Origin of the sequence: Kitasatospora sp. NPDC057692 (assembly GCF_042799475.1) — a bacterium.
GTDB lineage: Bacteria > Actinomycetota > Actinomycetes > Streptomycetales > Streptomycetaceae > Kitasatospora.
Window position 1 is genome coordinate 77,134 of record NZ_JBHVIV010000007.1, and the last position, 15,146, is coordinate 92,279.

14 protein-coding genes are annotated in these 15,146 nt (G+C 74.2%); 6 read left to right on the plus strand and 8 right to left on the minus strand.

Translation table 11 applies throughout. The features are described from left to right. Positions 1–127: 127 nt before the first annotated feature. The 4 genes from ACFVFS_RS06450 to ACFVFS_RS06465 are packed head-to-tail and all read right to left on the minus strand — an operon-like array spanning position 128 to position 3,481. Positions 128–604, minus strand: a complete 477-nt coding sequence (locus tag ACFVFS_RS06450; protein ID WP_380620791.1) for a riboflavin kinase — start codon at positions 602–604, stop codon at positions 128–130. Beyond that, positions 597–1,121: a flavin reductase family protein gene (locus ACFVFS_RS06455; RefSeq protein ID WP_380620793.1), complete on the minus strand. Its 525-nt coding sequence runs from the start codon at positions 1,119–1,121 to the stop codon at positions 597–599. The genes ACFVFS_RS06450 and ACFVFS_RS06455 overlap by 8 nt, the downstream gene beginning before the upstream one ends. Positions 1,122–1,169: 48 nt before the next feature. Next, on the minus strand, positions 1,170–2,516 hold the full coding sequence (locus ACFVFS_RS06460) for an NtaA/DmoA family FMN-dependent monooxygenase (RefSeq protein ID WP_380620795.1): 1,347 nt from the start codon (positions 2,514–2,516) through the stop codon (positions 1,170–1,172). A gap of 44 nt (positions 2,517–2,560) precedes the next feature. After that, a complete protein-coding gene (locus ACFVFS_RS06465; RefSeq protein WP_380620797.1) occupies positions 2,561–3,481 on the minus strand; it encodes a ribokinase in 921 nt (306 codons plus the stop codon). A 132-nt stretch (positions 3,482–3,613) separates the two neighbouring features. Here ACFVFS_RS06465 and ACFVFS_RS06470 point away from each other — a divergent pair, with 132 nt between their 5' ends. Further along, a complete protein-coding gene (locus ACFVFS_RS06470) occupies positions 3,614–4,606 on the plus strand; it encodes a LacI family DNA-binding transcriptional regulator (RefSeq protein ID WP_380620799.1) in 993 nt (330 codons plus the stop codon). A 7-nt stretch (positions 4,607–4,613) separates the two neighbouring features. Here the strand turns inward: ACFVFS_RS06470 and ACFVFS_RS06475 are convergent, their stop codons facing one another. Beyond that, complete coding sequence (locus ACFVFS_RS06475) at positions 4,614–7,361, minus strand: cation-translocating P-type ATPase (RefSeq protein WP_380620801.1); 2,748 nt, start codon at positions 7,359–7,361, stop codon at positions 4,614–4,616. Positions 7,362–7,637: 276 nt separating this feature from the next. Between ACFVFS_RS06475 and ACFVFS_RS06480 the strand changes: the two genes are divergently transcribed. Both ACFVFS_RS06480 and ACFVFS_RS06485 read left to right on the plus strand, forming a co-directional pair. Continuing rightward, positions 7,638–8,129, plus strand: coding sequence for a DUF1269 domain-containing protein (locus ACFVFS_RS06480; protein ID WP_380620803.1), 492 nt, complete (start codon positions 7,638–7,640; stop codon positions 8,127–8,129). Positions 8,130–8,238: 109 nt separating this feature from the next. Continuing rightward, positions 8,239–8,712: a carboxymuconolactone decarboxylase family protein gene (locus ACFVFS_RS06485; RefSeq protein WP_380620805.1), complete on the plus strand. Its 474-nt coding sequence runs from the start codon at positions 8,239–8,241 to the stop codon at positions 8,710–8,712. Positions 8,713–8,825: 113 nt separating this feature from the next. Here the strand turns inward: ACFVFS_RS06485 and ACFVFS_RS06490 are convergent, their stop codons facing one another. From ACFVFS_RS06490 to ACFVFS_RS06500, 3 genes are read right to left on the minus strand one after another with little or no spacing between them, the layout of a single operon-like run. After that, positions 8,826–9,827: a hypothetical protein gene (locus ACFVFS_RS06490; protein WP_380620807.1), complete on the minus strand. Its 1,002-nt coding sequence runs from the start codon at positions 9,825–9,827 to the stop codon at positions 8,826–8,828. Next, positions 9,824–11,107 carry an MFS transporter gene (locus tag ACFVFS_RS06495; protein ID WP_380620967.1) on the minus strand — a complete coding sequence of 428 codons (1,284 nt, stop codon included), beginning with the start codon at positions 11,105–11,107 and terminating at the stop codon, positions 9,824–9,826. The genes ACFVFS_RS06490 and ACFVFS_RS06495 overlap by 4 nt, the downstream gene beginning before the upstream one ends. Positions 11,108–11,109: 2 nt before the next feature. Continuing rightward, positions 11,110–12,432, minus strand: a complete 1,323-nt coding sequence (locus tag ACFVFS_RS06500) for a discoidin domain-containing protein (RefSeq protein WP_380620809.1) — start codon at positions 12,430–12,432, stop codon at positions 11,110–11,112. Between the two features lie 432 nt (positions 12,433–12,864). On the opposite strand from ACFVFS_RS06500, the gene ACFVFS_RS06505 reads away from it, so the two are divergent. The 3 genes from ACFVFS_RS06505 (at position 12,865) to ACFVFS_RS06515 (ending at position 15,055) form a co-directional block, all read left to right on the plus strand. Next, complete coding sequence (locus ACFVFS_RS06505; RefSeq protein WP_380620811.1) at positions 12,865–14,250, plus strand: rhodanese-like domain-containing protein; 1,386 nt, start codon at positions 12,865–12,867, stop codon at positions 14,248–14,250. Positions 14,251–14,343: 93 nt separating this feature from the next. Then, positions 14,344–14,625 (plus strand): metal-sensitive transcriptional regulator, encoded by a 282-nt coding sequence (locus tag ACFVFS_RS06510; RefSeq protein WP_380620813.1) that lies wholly within the window; start codon positions 14,344–14,346, stop codon positions 14,623–14,625. A gap of 40 nt (positions 14,626–14,665) precedes the next feature. Beyond that, entirely contained in the window at positions 14,666–15,055 is a 390-nt protein-coding gene (locus tag ACFVFS_RS06515; RefSeq protein ID WP_380620969.1) for a DUF302 domain-containing protein, read from the plus strand. Positions 15,056–15,146: the final 91 nt, after the last annotated feature.

Genomic DNA, 15,146 nt, shown 5'->3' on the forward strand with positions numbered 1-15,146 from the left:
GACCTACACCTTTGTTTGCTGGGGGAACAAGCCTGGGTGTGAGCTGCGGCCCCGCGAGGGGGGACGGGGCCGGTGACGAGGCGTGGGGCACGGCGGTGGGGGTGGCGCCGTGCGTGCGGGGGGTGCCTCAGGGGGATGTGACGGTGCTGCGGTGCGCGGCGAGCGCTTCGTCGCGGATGCGCCGCCCGCGGTCCGAGGCGAGGAGGGCCTCGGAGCGCCGGACGTCCTCCCGCACGGCGCGCACCAGCGCGGCGGGGGACGGGAACTTCACGGTGTCGCGGATCCGTTCGGCGAACCAGACGGTGACCCGCTCGCCGTAGACGTCCTCGTCGAGGTCGTGGCAGTACGCCTCGACATGGACGTCGGCGGTGTCGCAGAAGGTCGGGTTGGACCCGACGCTGATCGTCGCCGGGTGGGCGGCGCCGGTGCGGTGGCGGACCACCCAGCCGCTGTACACCGCGGCCGGCGGGACCGGGGAGTCCGGACCGGCCGCGATGTTGGCGGTGGGGAACCCGAGCCCGTGGCCCCGGCCGGCGCCGTGCACCACCGTGCCGGTGAGGTGCGGGCGGGCGGCCGGGGTTCGGGGCCCGGGAGTCTCAGCCATGGGGCAGGAGCTCGCGGAACTGGCTGGTGTGGAACACCAGCGGCTCCACGCCGGCGAAGAGTTCGACGCTCAGCAGTTCCAGGAGCACGATCTCGTGGTCGCCGCCGTCGTAGGTGGCGCCGACCCTGGCGGTCAGCCAGAGCGCGGCGTCCTCGATGAGGACCGCGCCCTCGGGCGTCGCCGTCCAGCCGACGCCGTCGAAGCGCCTGGCCTCGCGGGAGGCGAGGCGCCGGCAGAGCGCGCCCTGGCCGCTGCTGAGCACGCTCAGCCCCACCACCGGGGCCTGCGCCAGGCGCGGCCAGGTGGTGGAGGTGCGGGCGACGCTGACGGCGACCATCGGCGGCTCCAGGGATATCGAGACGAAGGAGCTGGCGGCGAAGCCGACCGGCTCGTCCCCGCGCAGCGCGCTGATCGCGACCACGCCGGTGGGGTAGGCCCCGAAGGCCTGTCGCAGGGTCGCCGCGTCCAGCTCCGCCGGCGCGGACGTCCCGGCCGGGTCGTCGGCAAGGGTGGCCATGGTCATCGACATCCTCTCGTCATCCTCTCGTCGCGGGTGCGGTACTGCTCAGTGCCGGTACCGGGCGGCGGGGTGGCTGGCCGGCAGCGCGCGGTCGCCCGAGCCGGTGAGCCGCTCGCGCAGGCTCTCGCCCTCGGTGTACTCGCCGCGGAAGACCCCGCGGGCCCGGAGGATCGGCAGCACCGACTCGACGAACTCGGTCGTCGAGGCCGGCTGGACCGCCGGGGAGAGCAGGAACCCGTCCAGGTCGGCGCCTTCGGCGAGGGCGCAGATCTCGTCGGCGATCTCCTCGGGCGTGCCGACGACCGGGCGCGCGCCCACGCCGTGGGTGTGCCAGTCGGCGAGGACGTCGCCGACGGTCTTGCCGGCGAAGCGGGCGACCTGGGTCTGCGACATCTCGGTGGAGAGCTCGGTCATGGGCGTGTCGGGCGCGTAGGAGGAGAGGTCGAGCCCGGTGAACATGGCGTAGCTGGCGACGGTGACCTCGGGCCGCTGGGCGTCCAGGATCCGCTGGTAGCGGCGCTCGGCGTCGGAGGTGGTGGCGCCGACGACGCAGGAGAACGCCGACATCACCTTGACCTCGTCGGCCCGGCGGCCGGCCTTGACGGCCTCCTCGCGGATGGCGGCGGTGTGCGCGGCGAGCTGGGCGACCGAGCCGCTGCCCACGAACATGCACTCGCCGTGGCGTCCGCCGACCCGGCGGCCGGCGGGCGAGGCCCCGGCCTGGAAGAGGACGGGCGTGCCCTGCGGGGAGCGCGCGGTGTTGCCGTAGCCGTGCGAGCGGAAGAACGGTCCCTCGTGGCTGACCAGGTGGACCTTGGCGGGGTCGGCGAAGCGGCCGTCCTTGTCCTTTTCCAGGGCGTCCGGTTCCCAGGCGCCCTCCCAGTACTTGTAGACGAGGTCGAGGAAGTCCTCGGCCATCCGGTAGCGGTCGTCGTGCGCCACCATGTCCATGCCGAAGGCCTTGACCGCGGTGTCGGCCGTGCCCGTCGTGACGACGTTCCAGCCGATCCGGCCGCCGGAGAGCTGGTCGAGGGTGGCCATCCGGCGGGCGAAGGCGTACGGCGGCTCGACCAGGACGGAGCCCGTCATCACCAGGCCCAGGTCGGTCGTCGTCGACAGCAGCGCGGAGGCCACCACCACCGGGTCGAGCCGCGGCAGGTCCAGGGTCTCCTCGGTGGCGATCGCCGGGCGGCTGCCGTCGATCTCCGACCAGCCCCAGGCGTCGGCCAGGAAGAGGAAGTCCAGCTTGGCGTCCTCGCAGATCGCGGCGAGCTCGCGCCAGTACCCGAGGGTGTCGAAGAGGTGCCGCCGGCTGTCGGGGTGGCGCCAGGTGGCGGTGCCGCTCGCGTTGGTCTGGGCGTTCTCGAACAGGCCGATCTTGAGGTTCTTCATGGGTGGTTCTCCGTAGTGCTGTGAGGGACCCGTGGGGGGAGGTGTCAGGGGGCGGAGGGGAGGGAGGGGGCATCGAGCTGGGCCGCGTAGGGCATGGAGGACTGGGCGCCGAGGCCGGTGACGGCGTGCGACGCGGCGCGCACGGCCCGTTCGACGGCGGCCGGCAGGGCGGTGCCGCGGCCGAGGGAGTCCGCGAGGGCGCCGCAGAAGGTGTCGCCGGCGCCGACGGTGTCGACCGCGTCCACGCGCGGCGCGGGGACGTGGGCGACGCCGCTGCCGTGGGCCTGCCTGAGCAGGGCGCCGTCGGCCCCGAGGGTCACCACGACGGCCCGGCACGGGAGCGCGGCGTGCTCCAGCAGCTCGCGCGCCTCGGCCGGGCCGGCGGGCCGGGCGGCGCCGAGCAGGGAGGCGAGTTCGCCGAGGTTGGGGACCAGGACGTCGACCGCCGCCAGCACCCGCGGGTCGACCGGGCGGGCCGGTGCGGGGTTGAACACGACGGTCCCGCCCTGCTCGCGGGCCCGCAGGACCGCGAGGTCGACGACGTCGGGGGCGATCTCGTTCTGCACCAGGACGACCTCGCCCAGCGAGCGGACCAGCCGCTCGGGCAGGTCCTCCACCGCGAGGGCGGCGTTGGCCCCCGGGTTCACCACGATGGTGTTCTCGCCCGCGCCGTCGACGACCACGGCGGCGAGTCCGGTCGGTTGCCGCTCGTCCGTCCGCACCGCGCCGACGTCGACGCCCTCGGCGGAGAGCGCGGCCAGCAGGCCGGCCGCGTCCGCGCCCACCCGGGCCACCAGGCGCACCCGTGATCCGAGGCGGGCGGCCGCGACCGCCTGGTTGGCGCCCTTGCCGCCGGCCCCCTCGGCGAAGTGCCGCGCGAGCACGGTCTCGCCGGGGTGCGGCAGGCCCTCGACGCTCAGCACGAGGTCGCGGTTCACCGAACCGACGACGGTGATGGACGGCATTGAGGCTCCTTTGGGAGATCGATTTCCGACATGCTGTACCAGCACCCCCCGGCCGTCAAGTAGCCTCCTCGTGAAAAGACCGCCCCGATGTCGTGGCCTCCGACCGCCCACCCCTCCCGAAGGACACCCCACGTGACAGCGCCCCGACTCCTCGACGTGGCCGAGGCCGCCGGCGTCTCCCGCGCGACGGCCTCACGGGTACTCGCCGGCACCCCGCGCAACGTCGACCCCGAGCTCGCCCGCCGGGTCGAGGAGGCCGCCCGGCGGCTGGGCTACCAGGCCAACCACTCCGCCCGGGCGCTGCGCACCGGCACCACCGGCGCCATCGGCATCGTGGTCCCCACCCTCGCCAACCCGTACTTCGTCCAGCTCGCCGACGCCATCGCCCAGCACGTCCGGGCCGCCGGCGGCACGCTGATGGTCTCCGACGCGGCGAACGACCCGGCGATCGAGGCCGAGCAGATCGACACCCTGCTGGCCGGCCGGGTCGACGGCCTGTTCGTCGTCCCGGTGTCGGCCACCGAGTCCGGCCCCGCCCTCCGCAGCGCCGCCGCCCGCCACCCCGTCGTGCTGTTCGACCGCTGGGCCACGGGATCCGGCACCGTCGCGGTGACCCTCGACAACGCGGCGGCCGTCCGACTGCTCGTCGACCACCTGGAACAGACGGGCCGTCACCGGATCGCGCTGGTCGCGGCGGACCAGGCCTCCTCCTCGGGCGCCGAGCGCCTCGCGGCCTTCACCGGGCTGCAGGGCGAGGGCGCCACCACCGTCCTGCTGCCCAACTTCACCACCGACGCCGGGCGGACGGCCGGGCGGCGGATCGTCGAGCAGCGCGACCGGATCGACGCCGTCGTCTGCGGGGCGGACGTGCTCGCGGTCGGGCTCGTCAGCACCCTGCACCGCTCGTCGGTCGCGGTGCCCGGGAAGATCGCCGTCACCGGCTTCGACGACACCGAGATACTCGAACTCTTCGACCCGCCGATCACCTCGATCCGCCACCCGCTGTCCGCCATGGCCGAACGCGCACTGACCCTGCTTCAGGCGCCCGCCCGGGAACGAACCGAGCGGGTCGAGCGCTTCCAGCCCCAGCTGGTCGTCCGCGCCTCGACCGACACCGGCTCCTGACCCGCCGTCACTCCTCGGCCCCCGTCGCGCGGACGGGGGTCCCGCCGGCGGCCGGCGACCGACGGGCCAGCAGCTTGCCCAGCTCCCAGAGCAGCAGCAGCGCGACGGCCGCCAGCAGCGCCCAGCCGAACTGCCGGGCGTCGAGATCGGTGGTCCCGAGGAGGCGGTGGAACGCGTCCATCTGGGTGACCAGCACCGCCAGGACGAACTCCGCCAGCGCGGCGATGTTCATCTGCCGGCTGTCGAAGGTGCTGACGGTCAGCACCGAAGCGCGCTCGCTGCGGCACTCGAAGGCCGCCACGATCAGGCAGAGTGCGAAGGCGGTGAACGCGATCGAGTTGCCGACCCGCAGGCTGTCGTAGTGCGCCTCGCCCAGTTTGATCAGCCCCAGCAGGGCGACCGTGACGGCCAGCCCGGCGAGCCCGACGGTGGCCACGACCGGCCCGGTCAGCACCGTCTCGCCGCGCGGGCGCGGGGTGCGCCGCATCAGGCCCGGGCTCTCCCGGTCGAAGCCCAGGGCGAAGCCGAACGGGGCGTTGACGACGAAGTGGATCCACAGGACCTGCGCGGGCGTGAACGGCTCCCCCGCCGCGAGGTTGAGGACCGCGGCCCCGAGGAAGGTCAGCACGAAGGTCACCAGGAGCACCAGCACGAACCGGATGTACTTGGTGAGGTTGTCGTAGAGCTTCCGCCCCTCCGCCACGGCGTGGACGATGGTCGCGAAGTTGTCGTCGGCGAGGACCATCCGACCCGCGTTCTTGGCGACGTCGGTGCCGCTGCCCATCGCGATGCCGATGTCGGCGGCCTTGATGGCGGGCGCGTCGTTCACCCCGTCACCGGTCATCGCGACCACGTCGCCCTTGCGCTTGAGCGTGTCGGCGAGCAGGACCTTGTGCTCCGGCGCGACCCGGCCGACCACGCCGATGGCGTCGATCCGGGCCAGCCGCTCCCGCTCGGGCAGCGCGGCGAAGTCGGCGCCGAGCACGGCCTCGCCCTCGATGCCGAGCTGCCGGGCGATGGCCGCGCCGGTGGTGACGTCGTCCCCCGTCACCATCCGGACCCGGATGTGGGCGGCCTGCGCGCTGGCGACCGCGGCCCTGGACTCCTCGCGCGGCGGGTCGACCATGCCCACCAGGCTGGTCATCCGCAGGTCGGTGACGAGCGCCAGGAGGTCGCCGTCCGGGTCGAAGTCCGCCGGGTCGAGGTCCCGGACGGCCCCGGCCATCACCCGCAGGCCCTCGCCCCCCATCCGCTCGGTCTGCGTCCGGGCCCGCTCGCCGAGGTCCTGGTCCCAGGGGATGCCCGCCCCGCCCGCCAGCGCGGAGGTGGCGCGGGCCGTCACCGCCGGGGCGGCCCCCTTCACGAAGCACCGCACCACCGGCCGGCCGTCCGCGTCCTTCGCCGCGTTGAAGGTGGCCATCAGCTTGTAGCCCGGGTCGAACGGCAGCGTGGCGAGCCGGGGGAGGCGCTCCCGGGTCCCCTCGATGTCCAGCCCGGCCTTGTGGCCCAGGACGAGCAGGGCGCCCTCGGTCGGGTCCCCCACCACCCGGCCGTCCACCAGCTTCGCGTCGTTGGCGATCAGGTAGGGCAGGACGGCGTCCTCGATGCCCGCCGAGGAGCCCGCCGCGTGGTGCACCTTCCCGTCCAGGCGGTAGCCGGTGCCGGAGACGGTGTAGCGGTCGGTGGGGCTGAGGACCTCGACGACGGTCATCTGGTTCATCGTCAGCGTGCCGGTCTTGTCCGAGTTGATCGCCGAGGTGAAGCCGAGGGTCTCGACGGACGGCAGCTCCTTCACGATCGCGTGGCGCCTGGCCAGGTTGAGGCTCCCGACGGAGAGGATCACCTGGCTGACCGTCGGCAGCGCCTCCGGGATGGCGGCGACGGCCAGCGAGACCGCGCTGACGAACAGCGCGTCCCACGCCTGGTCGCGGCTGCGGCCGAGGGCGAACATGACGACCATGGTCAGACCGGCCGCCGCCGCGATCCACAGCGTCAGGGTGTTGAGCTCCCTGGTCAGCGGCGACTGCTCCCTCTCGGTGGCCGACAGCATCCCGGAGATCTTCCCCAGCTCGGTGCCGGCGCCCGTCGCCGTGACGACGAGCAGTCCGCTGCCGTGCGTGACCGGGGTGTTCATGAACGCCATGTTGGTCTGGTCGCCGGGCCCCGGCCGGTCGGCCGTCACCGTCCCCGCGTCCTTCACCGCCGGGACGCTCTCGCCGGTCAGCGCCGACTCGTCGATCTGCAGGGCGCTGGCCTGGACGATCCGCCCGTCCGCCGGGACCTCGTCACCGGCCGAGACGAGCACGACGTCGCCCACGACCAGTCGCTCCGCCGGGACCTCGGTCTCCGTCCCGTCCCGCCGGACCCGCGCCGTGGCCTCCATCATCGACTTCAGCGCGTTCATCGCGCTCTCGGCCTTGCCCTCCTGGCGCAGGCCCACCACCGCGTTGAACAGCGTCAGCACCAGGAGCAGCACCGCGGTGGTCCACTCCTCGATCGCCAGCGAGACCACCGCGGAGGCCACCAGGATGATCTGCATGTAGCTGCGGTACTGGTCGAGGAAGCGCAGCCGACCGGGCCGCGGCTTCTCCTCGGGGAGCGCGTTCGGCCCGTTCACGGCGAGCAGTTCGGCCGCCCGGGCGGCGGTGAGCCCGAACGCCGGATCCACCCCGAGCCGCGCCGCGACCTCCTCCGGGGACCGGGCGTACCACCGTTCCGTCTCCCCTCGCCCCGCAGGGCCGGGCTGCTCCGCCATCGCCACTCCTCACGATCCGGGACCCCCGCCGGGCACTCGACGGCGGCCGGGCCCGACCGCGGCCCGGGACCCGACGGCGGCCCGGATCGACCGCGGCCCGGTGCGTCCCGCCGCGCGGGAGAGTGCTGCCACGCTCCGGCCGGTCGGCGCCCGGGGCAATCCGGCGGCGTCCTTCCGGTGGTCCCCGGTCGCCCGTCCGGCCGCCGTGCCTGGCGAGGCCCGGGGCCCGGACCGACGATGGGCCTGTCGTACGTTCCCGCTCGGCCGGAGGCCATGATGGCGACCCTGACGGTATGGCGCTTCCCCACCGCGGCCGGGGCCGAGGAAGCCCTCGACACGCTGCGGAAGCTGCAGCGCCAGGAGCTGATCACGCTCCAGGACGGGGCCGTGGTCAGCTGGCCGGGGGACGCCCGCAAGCCCAGGACCCGCCACCTGGGCGACCTGACCGGCATGGGCGCCCTGGGCGGGGCCTTCTGGGGGTTCCTGCTCGGGATGATCTTCTTCGTCCCCGTGCTCGGCGCGGCGGTGGGCGCGGCCGGCGGCGCACTGGGGGGCCATCTGGCGCACGTCGGCATCGACGACGACTTCGTCCAGCAGGTCCGGCGGACGGTGACGCCCGGCAGCTCCGCGCTGTTCGTCCTCAGCTCCGACGCCGTGCTCGACCGGGTGAGGTCAGCGTTCGAGGGACAGCACGCCGAACTCATCGAGACGAACCTGTCGGCCGACGAGGAGGCCCGGCTGCGCGAGGCGTTCACCGAGGGCGGGTGATCCCGGCCCGCGACGGCCACCGTGTGACGCAGGCCACACCGGAACGCTGTCACATTCCGCGCCGCTTCCCGGTCAGAGGGGTGAATCACTTCGACTTGAGGAGCACACCATGGACGCCCGTCTCGACTACTTCGGCAACGGCGTCGGGGCCAAGGTCCTGCGGCACATCAACTCGGCGGGCAAGGCGCTGTCGGACTCCGCGCTGCCGCACGCCACGCAGGAGCTGGTGAAGATCCGCGCGAGCCAGATCAACGGCTGCGGGTTCTGCACCGACATGCACACCAAGGACGCCGCGCACGCGGGAGAGACCGCCCTGCGGCTCAACCTGGTGGCGGTCTGGCGGGAGGCCACCGTCTTCACGGACGCCGAGCGCGCGGCGCTGGAGCTGACGGAGCAGGGCACCCGGATCGCGGACGCCGCCGGCGGCGTCACCGACGAGGCCTGGGCGAACGCCGCCAAGTACTACGACGAGGACCAGTTGGCCGCGCTGATCTCGCTGATCGCCGTGATCAACGCCTACAACCGGATCAACGTCATCAACCGGCAGCCCGCCGGGGCGTACCAGCCCGGCCAGTTCGGCTGACCGGCCCCGCGAGCGGCGTCCGGGCGGGTGGGCCCGTCCTCCCGGGGACGGCCGGGGACGGCCCGGGTCGGCCGGGTCGGCCCGCACGGCGTATGCGGGCCGACCCCGTCCGGTCAGTGCGCCGGCGCCGGCGGGACGGCCACCGGTGAGGAGCCGCCGGGGACCAGCAGCCTCGGTGCGCCGGTCCCGTCCGCGGGGACGGACCACAGGTCGCTGCCCTTGCCCTCGCGGGCCGGGAGGGCGTAGCCGAGGGTGGCGTCGTCCAGCCAGGCCGCCTGGTCGTCGACGCTGTGCGACTCGGCCAGCGGGTGCTCCCGCAGGTCGGCCAGGTCGAGGACGTAGAGCCGCCAGGGGGCGGCCGGGTCGTCCGAGACCTTCTTCTTGAAGGCGATCCGGGTGCCGTCCGGGGAGAGCGAGGGGCACTCCACGTTCTCCCGCAGGGTGCGGGCCGACCACGCCCCGAGGTCGCCCTCGACCAGGTGGGTGCGGCCGCCGGTCGCGACGGTGGCGTAGAAGCGGTTGTCGTCGGCCGCGAAGTTGACGCCCCAGTAGTTGACGTCGGCGGCGTGGTACCGGCCGCCGCCCATGGTCAGCGGGATCTCCTCGATCGACTTGACCAGGTAGCCGGTGCGCAGGTCCAGGATCGACGTACGGGTGGAGAAGCCGCTCTTCGCGTAGGAGTCGCCGACCGCGAAGGTGGTCCAGGAGAGCACCTGCCCGGAGGGTGACACCCGGGCCCGGTTCGGGATGCCCGGCACGGTCACCGTCCGCAGCTCGGTGAAGGCCCGGTCGTAGACCACCGCCTGGGTGCGGGCCGGGGTGCCGGGCAGCGCCCGCAGGCACAGGGCCCGCTCCCCCGCCGCGTAGAACCGCGCGCAGGACGGCCCGTCGGGCGCGCCCGGGGTGCGGGCGACCCGCCCGGTGGCGGTGTCGCGGTAGTAGAGGCCCGGCTCGTGCAGGGTGAACGAGGCCTCCGCCGCGACGAGGCGCTGCCCGCCGCCGCGCTCGCGGGCGTGCAGCACGTAGCCGATCGAGCCGCCCAGCAGGACGAGGACGGCGAGGACCAGCACGGTCGTCCGTGCCTTCCCGGTCGCCCGGGGGTTCAGCGGGTTCACGGGTTCTCCCTTCCCGGCAGGATCCGCCAGGCGGCGGCGAGGGCGGCGGTCAGGGCGAGGGCCGCGGCCAGCAGCGCCGGGCGCGGCCCCCACCAGGTCCAGGCGACGCCGAAGCCGGCGGCCCCGACCAGCCGGGCCAGCGCCTGCCCGGTCTGCAGCACCGCGAGCCCGCCCGCCCGGCCACCGGCCGGAAGCACCGGCCCGGCCAGCGCCATCAACACGCCGTCGGTGGCCGCGTAGAAGACGCCGAGCAGGGCGAGGACGAGGACGGCGCTCGGCCAGCCGAGCGGCGCCAGCAGGGTGAGGTAGGCCCCGAGCAGGGCGACGTGCCCGAGCAGGAACGGGGTCCGCCGCCCGGCCCGGTCCGCGATCCGCCCGGCCGGGACGGCCAGCAGCAGGTAGCACGCCGCCGCGCCGAGCGGGAGCAGCGGGAAGAGCACCGGTTCGAGGTCCAGTCCGCGCTGGAGGAGCAGGTAGAGGAAGGAGTCGCCGATCGTCGCCGCCCCCAGCAGCGCGGCGGCCGCGGTCACCCGCCGGAAGACGGGGTCGCGCAGCACCCGGTGCTTCGGCCGGGCCGGCTTCGGCGCGGCCGCGACCGGCACCGGTGCGCCGGACAGCCCCGCGCCGGACAGCCCCGCGCCGGACAGTCCCGCGCCGGCCGGGACGAAGAGGACCAGGACGAGCACGCCGAGCAGGCCGGTGGCGAAGCTGACCACGAAGACGGCGTCGTACGCGTCCGCCGTCGCCCACAGCACCGCGAAGGCGACCAGCGGACCGAGCAGCGCCCCCGTAGTGTCCATCGCCCGGTGCACGCCGAAGGCCCGGCCGAGCGCCTCCGGCGGTGCGCTGAGCGTGATCATGGCGTCCCGCGGGGCGGTCCGCACGCCCTTGCCGAGCCGGTCGGCGGCCAGCGCGGCGGCGATCCCGCCCGCCGCGCCGCCGGCCAGCAGCAGCCCGAGCCGGGAGAGCGCCGACAGCAGGTAGCCCGCCCCGGCGACCGTTCGGTGGCGCCCGCCGCCCCGGTCGGCGAGCCGGCCGCCGAGCAGCCGGACCAGCGCGGTGGCGCCGTTGAACAGCCCGTCGAGGAAACCGAACTGGAGGGGTGAGAGGCCGAGGCCCAGCACCAGGTAGAGCGGCAGCACGGCGGTGACCATCTCCGAGGAGACGTCGGTCACCAGGCTGACCGCCCCGAGCGCGACGACCGTGCCGGGGACGCGCCGCCCTGCCCCGGCGGGGCGGGGCGGCGCGTCCGAGCGGCGGCCGGTGGTGGCCAGGTACATCATCAGTGGCAGCTGTAGGTCGGGCTGGTGTCCTTGACCTGGCCGTCCGCGCCCACGTAGGTCCAGCCGTAGCCGGAGTCGGTGAAGTCCAGCTTCAGCACGCCGTAGTCGCCGCTGATCCGCTTCTGGCTGTTGGGCTGGACCTGCTCGATCGGGTAGGGCTCGGCACCGCCCATCCCGCCGACGATCTCGACGATCCCGTCCGCGGCGGCCTTGCCGTCCGGGTTCTGCGGGGCGAACCGCTCGTAGTGGTGGTCGTGCCCGTTCAGCACCAGGTCGGCCTTGGCGTCGTAGAGGATCCGCCACACCGGCCGGGAGACCGGGTCGTTGCCGTGGCCGCCGGAGGAGTACAGCGGGTGGTGCCAGTAGGCGGCGACGCACTTCTTGGCGTTGGCCGCCAGGTCGGCCTTCAGCCAGTCGATCTGGGCGCTCTGGTCGAAGGCGTTGGAGTCCAGCGCGACGAAGTGCCAGTTGCCCTCGTCGAAGCTGTACCAGCTCTTGCCCTGCGGGTAGGCGATGCTGCCGAAGTACGCCTTGTACCCGGCCAGCGACCCGGCCGGGTCGTAGGTCTCGTGGTTGCCCGGCACCGGGTGGGTCTTGGCCTTGAACGCGCCCCAGCTCTTGTCGTAGTAGTTCTTGAAGTCCGCCAACCGGGCGTCGTCGTACTGGTTGTCACCCATCGTCAGATAGAACCTCGGGTCGATCTGCTGGGCCAGCGCGGCGGTCCTGGGGTGAGCGCAGCCGCTGTCCGAGGCGGTGCACTGGGCGGCGATGTCGCCGGCCGCCACCACGGTGAACGCCCCGCCCGACGGCCCGGTGGGCGAGCCGGTGGGCGAGCCGGTCGGCGACGGGCCGCCGCTCAGGGCCCCGTACACCTCCAGCTCGAACAGCGAGTACCCGTACGAGGTGGCGCGCGCCGTCCCGTACATCCGGACGTAGCGGCCCTTGCCGGCCAGGCCCGTCCAGTCGTCGGTCCCGCCGTTGCCGGCCTTCTCCTCCGCGATCGCCGTCCAGGTCACCCCGTCCGCCGACACCTCCAGCCGGTACGCCTTGGCGTACGCGGCCTCCCAGCTCAGCTTCACCCGCGAGACGGTGGCGTTCGCCCCGAGGTCCACCCGCAGCCACTGCGGGTCCTTGCCCTCCTCGCTCGCCCACCGCGTGGTGGAGCTGCCGTCGAACGCCTTGGCCGCCGCGTACGAGGATCCCTCCGTGGAGGAGGCCGTCGCGGCCTTCCCGCGCGAGAGCAGCGGATCGGCCGCCGCTCCCGCCCGCCCGGGCCAACCGAGCACCAGGCCGCCGAGCAGAACGAGCACGGCGGCGAACACACCGACATGGACAGGCCTTACCGAGACGCCGGAACGCATCCTTGTCCTCCCTGACCTTGCAAACGGTGAGAGCTGGACTCCGGTGCACACCAGGCACGCGTCCACCGGCAAAAGCGGTGATCACATCACCGCAGCGGCCGGGTCAGAGCTCTCGCTGAGCACGTCGCGCCCCATCCGGTGCGGGCGCCGCGCCGAGCCGCCGCCCGGGAGCGTAGTAGAAAGTAAAGTTTCCTGACAATACCCGGCGGCCGCCGAACTCCCGTCCGAATCCGGCACCGGACCCCCTCCGGCCCCGCCCCGCCGGGGACGAACCCCCTCAGTCCGGGCGTCGCCCTTCGCCGAAATTTACCCCCGGGGGTATGGTGGGAAGCGACGGATACCCCAGTGGGTATTTTTCGGACCCGGATGCCATCGGATGCAGGAGCGATCCACGTGTTCTTCGCCCAGTACTACCTCGACTGTCTCTCGCAGGCCTCCTACCTGGTCGCCGACGAGACCACCGGCCGCGCGGTCGTGATCGACCCGCGCCGGGACATCGACGAGTACGTCGCCGACGCCGAGGCGCACGGCTTCACCGTCGAGGCCGTCATCAACACCCACTTCCACGCCGACTTCCTGGCCGGACACCTGGAGCTGGCGGCCCGCACCGGCGCGTGGATCGGCTACGGCCGCCGGGCGGTCACCGAGTACCCGATCCGCGGGCTCGCCGACGGCGAGCGGATCGGCCTGGGCGAGGTCACGCTGCAGATCATGGAGACGCCCGGGCACACCCCCGAGTCGATCAGCGTCCTGGTGTTCGAGCAGGCCGCGGACACCGTCCCGTACGGCGTCCTGACCGGCGACGCGCTGTTCATCGGCGACGTCGGCCGCCCCGACCTGCTGGCCTCGGCGGGCACCACGGCCGAGGAGCTCGGCCGGATGCTCCACCGCAGCGTCCAGCACAAGCTGATGGCCCTGCCCGACGAGGTCCGGGTCTTCCCCGCCCACGGCGCCGGCTCCTCCTGCGGCAAGAACCTGTCCACCGAGCGCCAGTCCACCATCGGCGCCCAGCGCGCCACCAACTACGCCTGCGCGCCGATGAGCGAGGACGCGTTCGTGGCGATCGTCACGGCCGGCCAGTCCGCCGCCCCCGGGTACTTCGGCCACGACGCCGCCCTCAACCGGCAGGACCGCGGCCTGTTCGACGCCGCGCTCGCCCACCGCCCCCTCACCGCCGAGGAGTTCGCGGCCCACCGGCGCGACGGCGCGGTGGTCGTCGACGCCCGCAGCCCGCAGGAGTTCGCGGCCGGACACCTGCGCGGGGCCGTCAACGTCCCCGCCGACGGCCGCTTCGCCGAGCAGGCCGGCGCCGTGCTCACCCCGGACGCCGCCCTCCTCGTCGTCGCGCCGGACGGCCGCGAGGGCGAGGTCGTCACCCGGCTGGCCCGGATCGGCTTCGACCGCACCGTCGGCCACCTGGCCGAGCCCGACACCGGCCTGGCCGCCCTCGCCGACCAGCTCGCCCCCGCGGCGCGACTCACCGTCGACCAGCTGCGCACCGCCCTCGCCGCCGAGCACCCCCCGCTGGTGATCGACGTCCGCACCTGCGGCGAGCGCGCCGAGGGCGCCGTCGAGGGCTCCGTGCACATCGCGCTCAACGAGCTCCCGGGCCGCCTCGCGGAGATCCCGGCGGACCGGCCGGTGGTCGTCCACTGCGCCGGCGGCCACCGCTCCTCGATCGCCGCCAGTCTGCTGCGCCACCACGGCCGCGACGAGGTCGCCGACCTGCTGGGCGGCTACGCCGCCTGGGACGCGGCGCACCGGCCCGCGGCGGTCTGAGCCGCGCGGTCTGAGCCGCGCGGGCGGGACCCGACCAGGGAAGCCGGCCCGGGCGGACGAGCAGCCGCGGGCCGGACGAGCAAGGAGAAGGACATGTCGCAGGAACCGACCGTCAAGGTCGACGAGGACGCGCTCGGCCCGGCGCTCAACCGGCTGCGGCGGGCCCAGGGCCAGCTCAGCGGTGTGATCGCGATGATCGAGTCCGGGCGGGACTGCCGGGACATCGTGACGCAACTCGCCGCCGCCTCCCGCGCCCTCGATCGGGCCGGGTTCAAGATCGTGGCCAGCGGCATGCGCCAGTGCACCGCCGCGGGCGGCGGCACGCCGCCGATGAGCGAGACCGAACTGGAGAGGCTGTTCCTCGCCCTCGCCTGACCCGCCACCCCCCACCAGGAAGCCAGGAATGGAGCACCCCATGGACTACGGGATCCCCGTCACCCTCGACCTGCCCTTCGCCGAGACCGTCGAGCGCGTGCGCGCCGCGCTCGCCGAGCAGGGCTTCGGCATCCTCACCGAGATCGACGTCCGCGCGACCCTCAAGGCCAAGATCGGCGAGGAGATCGAGGACTACCTGATCCTCGGCGCCTGCAATCCGCCGCTGGCCCACCGCGCCCTCCAGGCCGACCGGCACATCGGGCTGCTGCTGCCCTGCAACGTCGTGGTCCGGGCGGACGGCGGCCGCACCGTCGTCGAGGCGATGGACCCGCAGCTGATGGTCCAGGTCACCGGGCGGCCCGCGCTGCAGGCCGTCGCCGACGAGGCGGCCACCCGGCTGCGCGGCGCGCTGGCCGCGCTGACCGGCTGACCGACCGGCCGGCCGCACCGCCGACCGGACGAACGACGGGGCCCGCCCGTGGCGGGCCCCTCCCCTTGGCCCCGCATATACCCCCACCCGT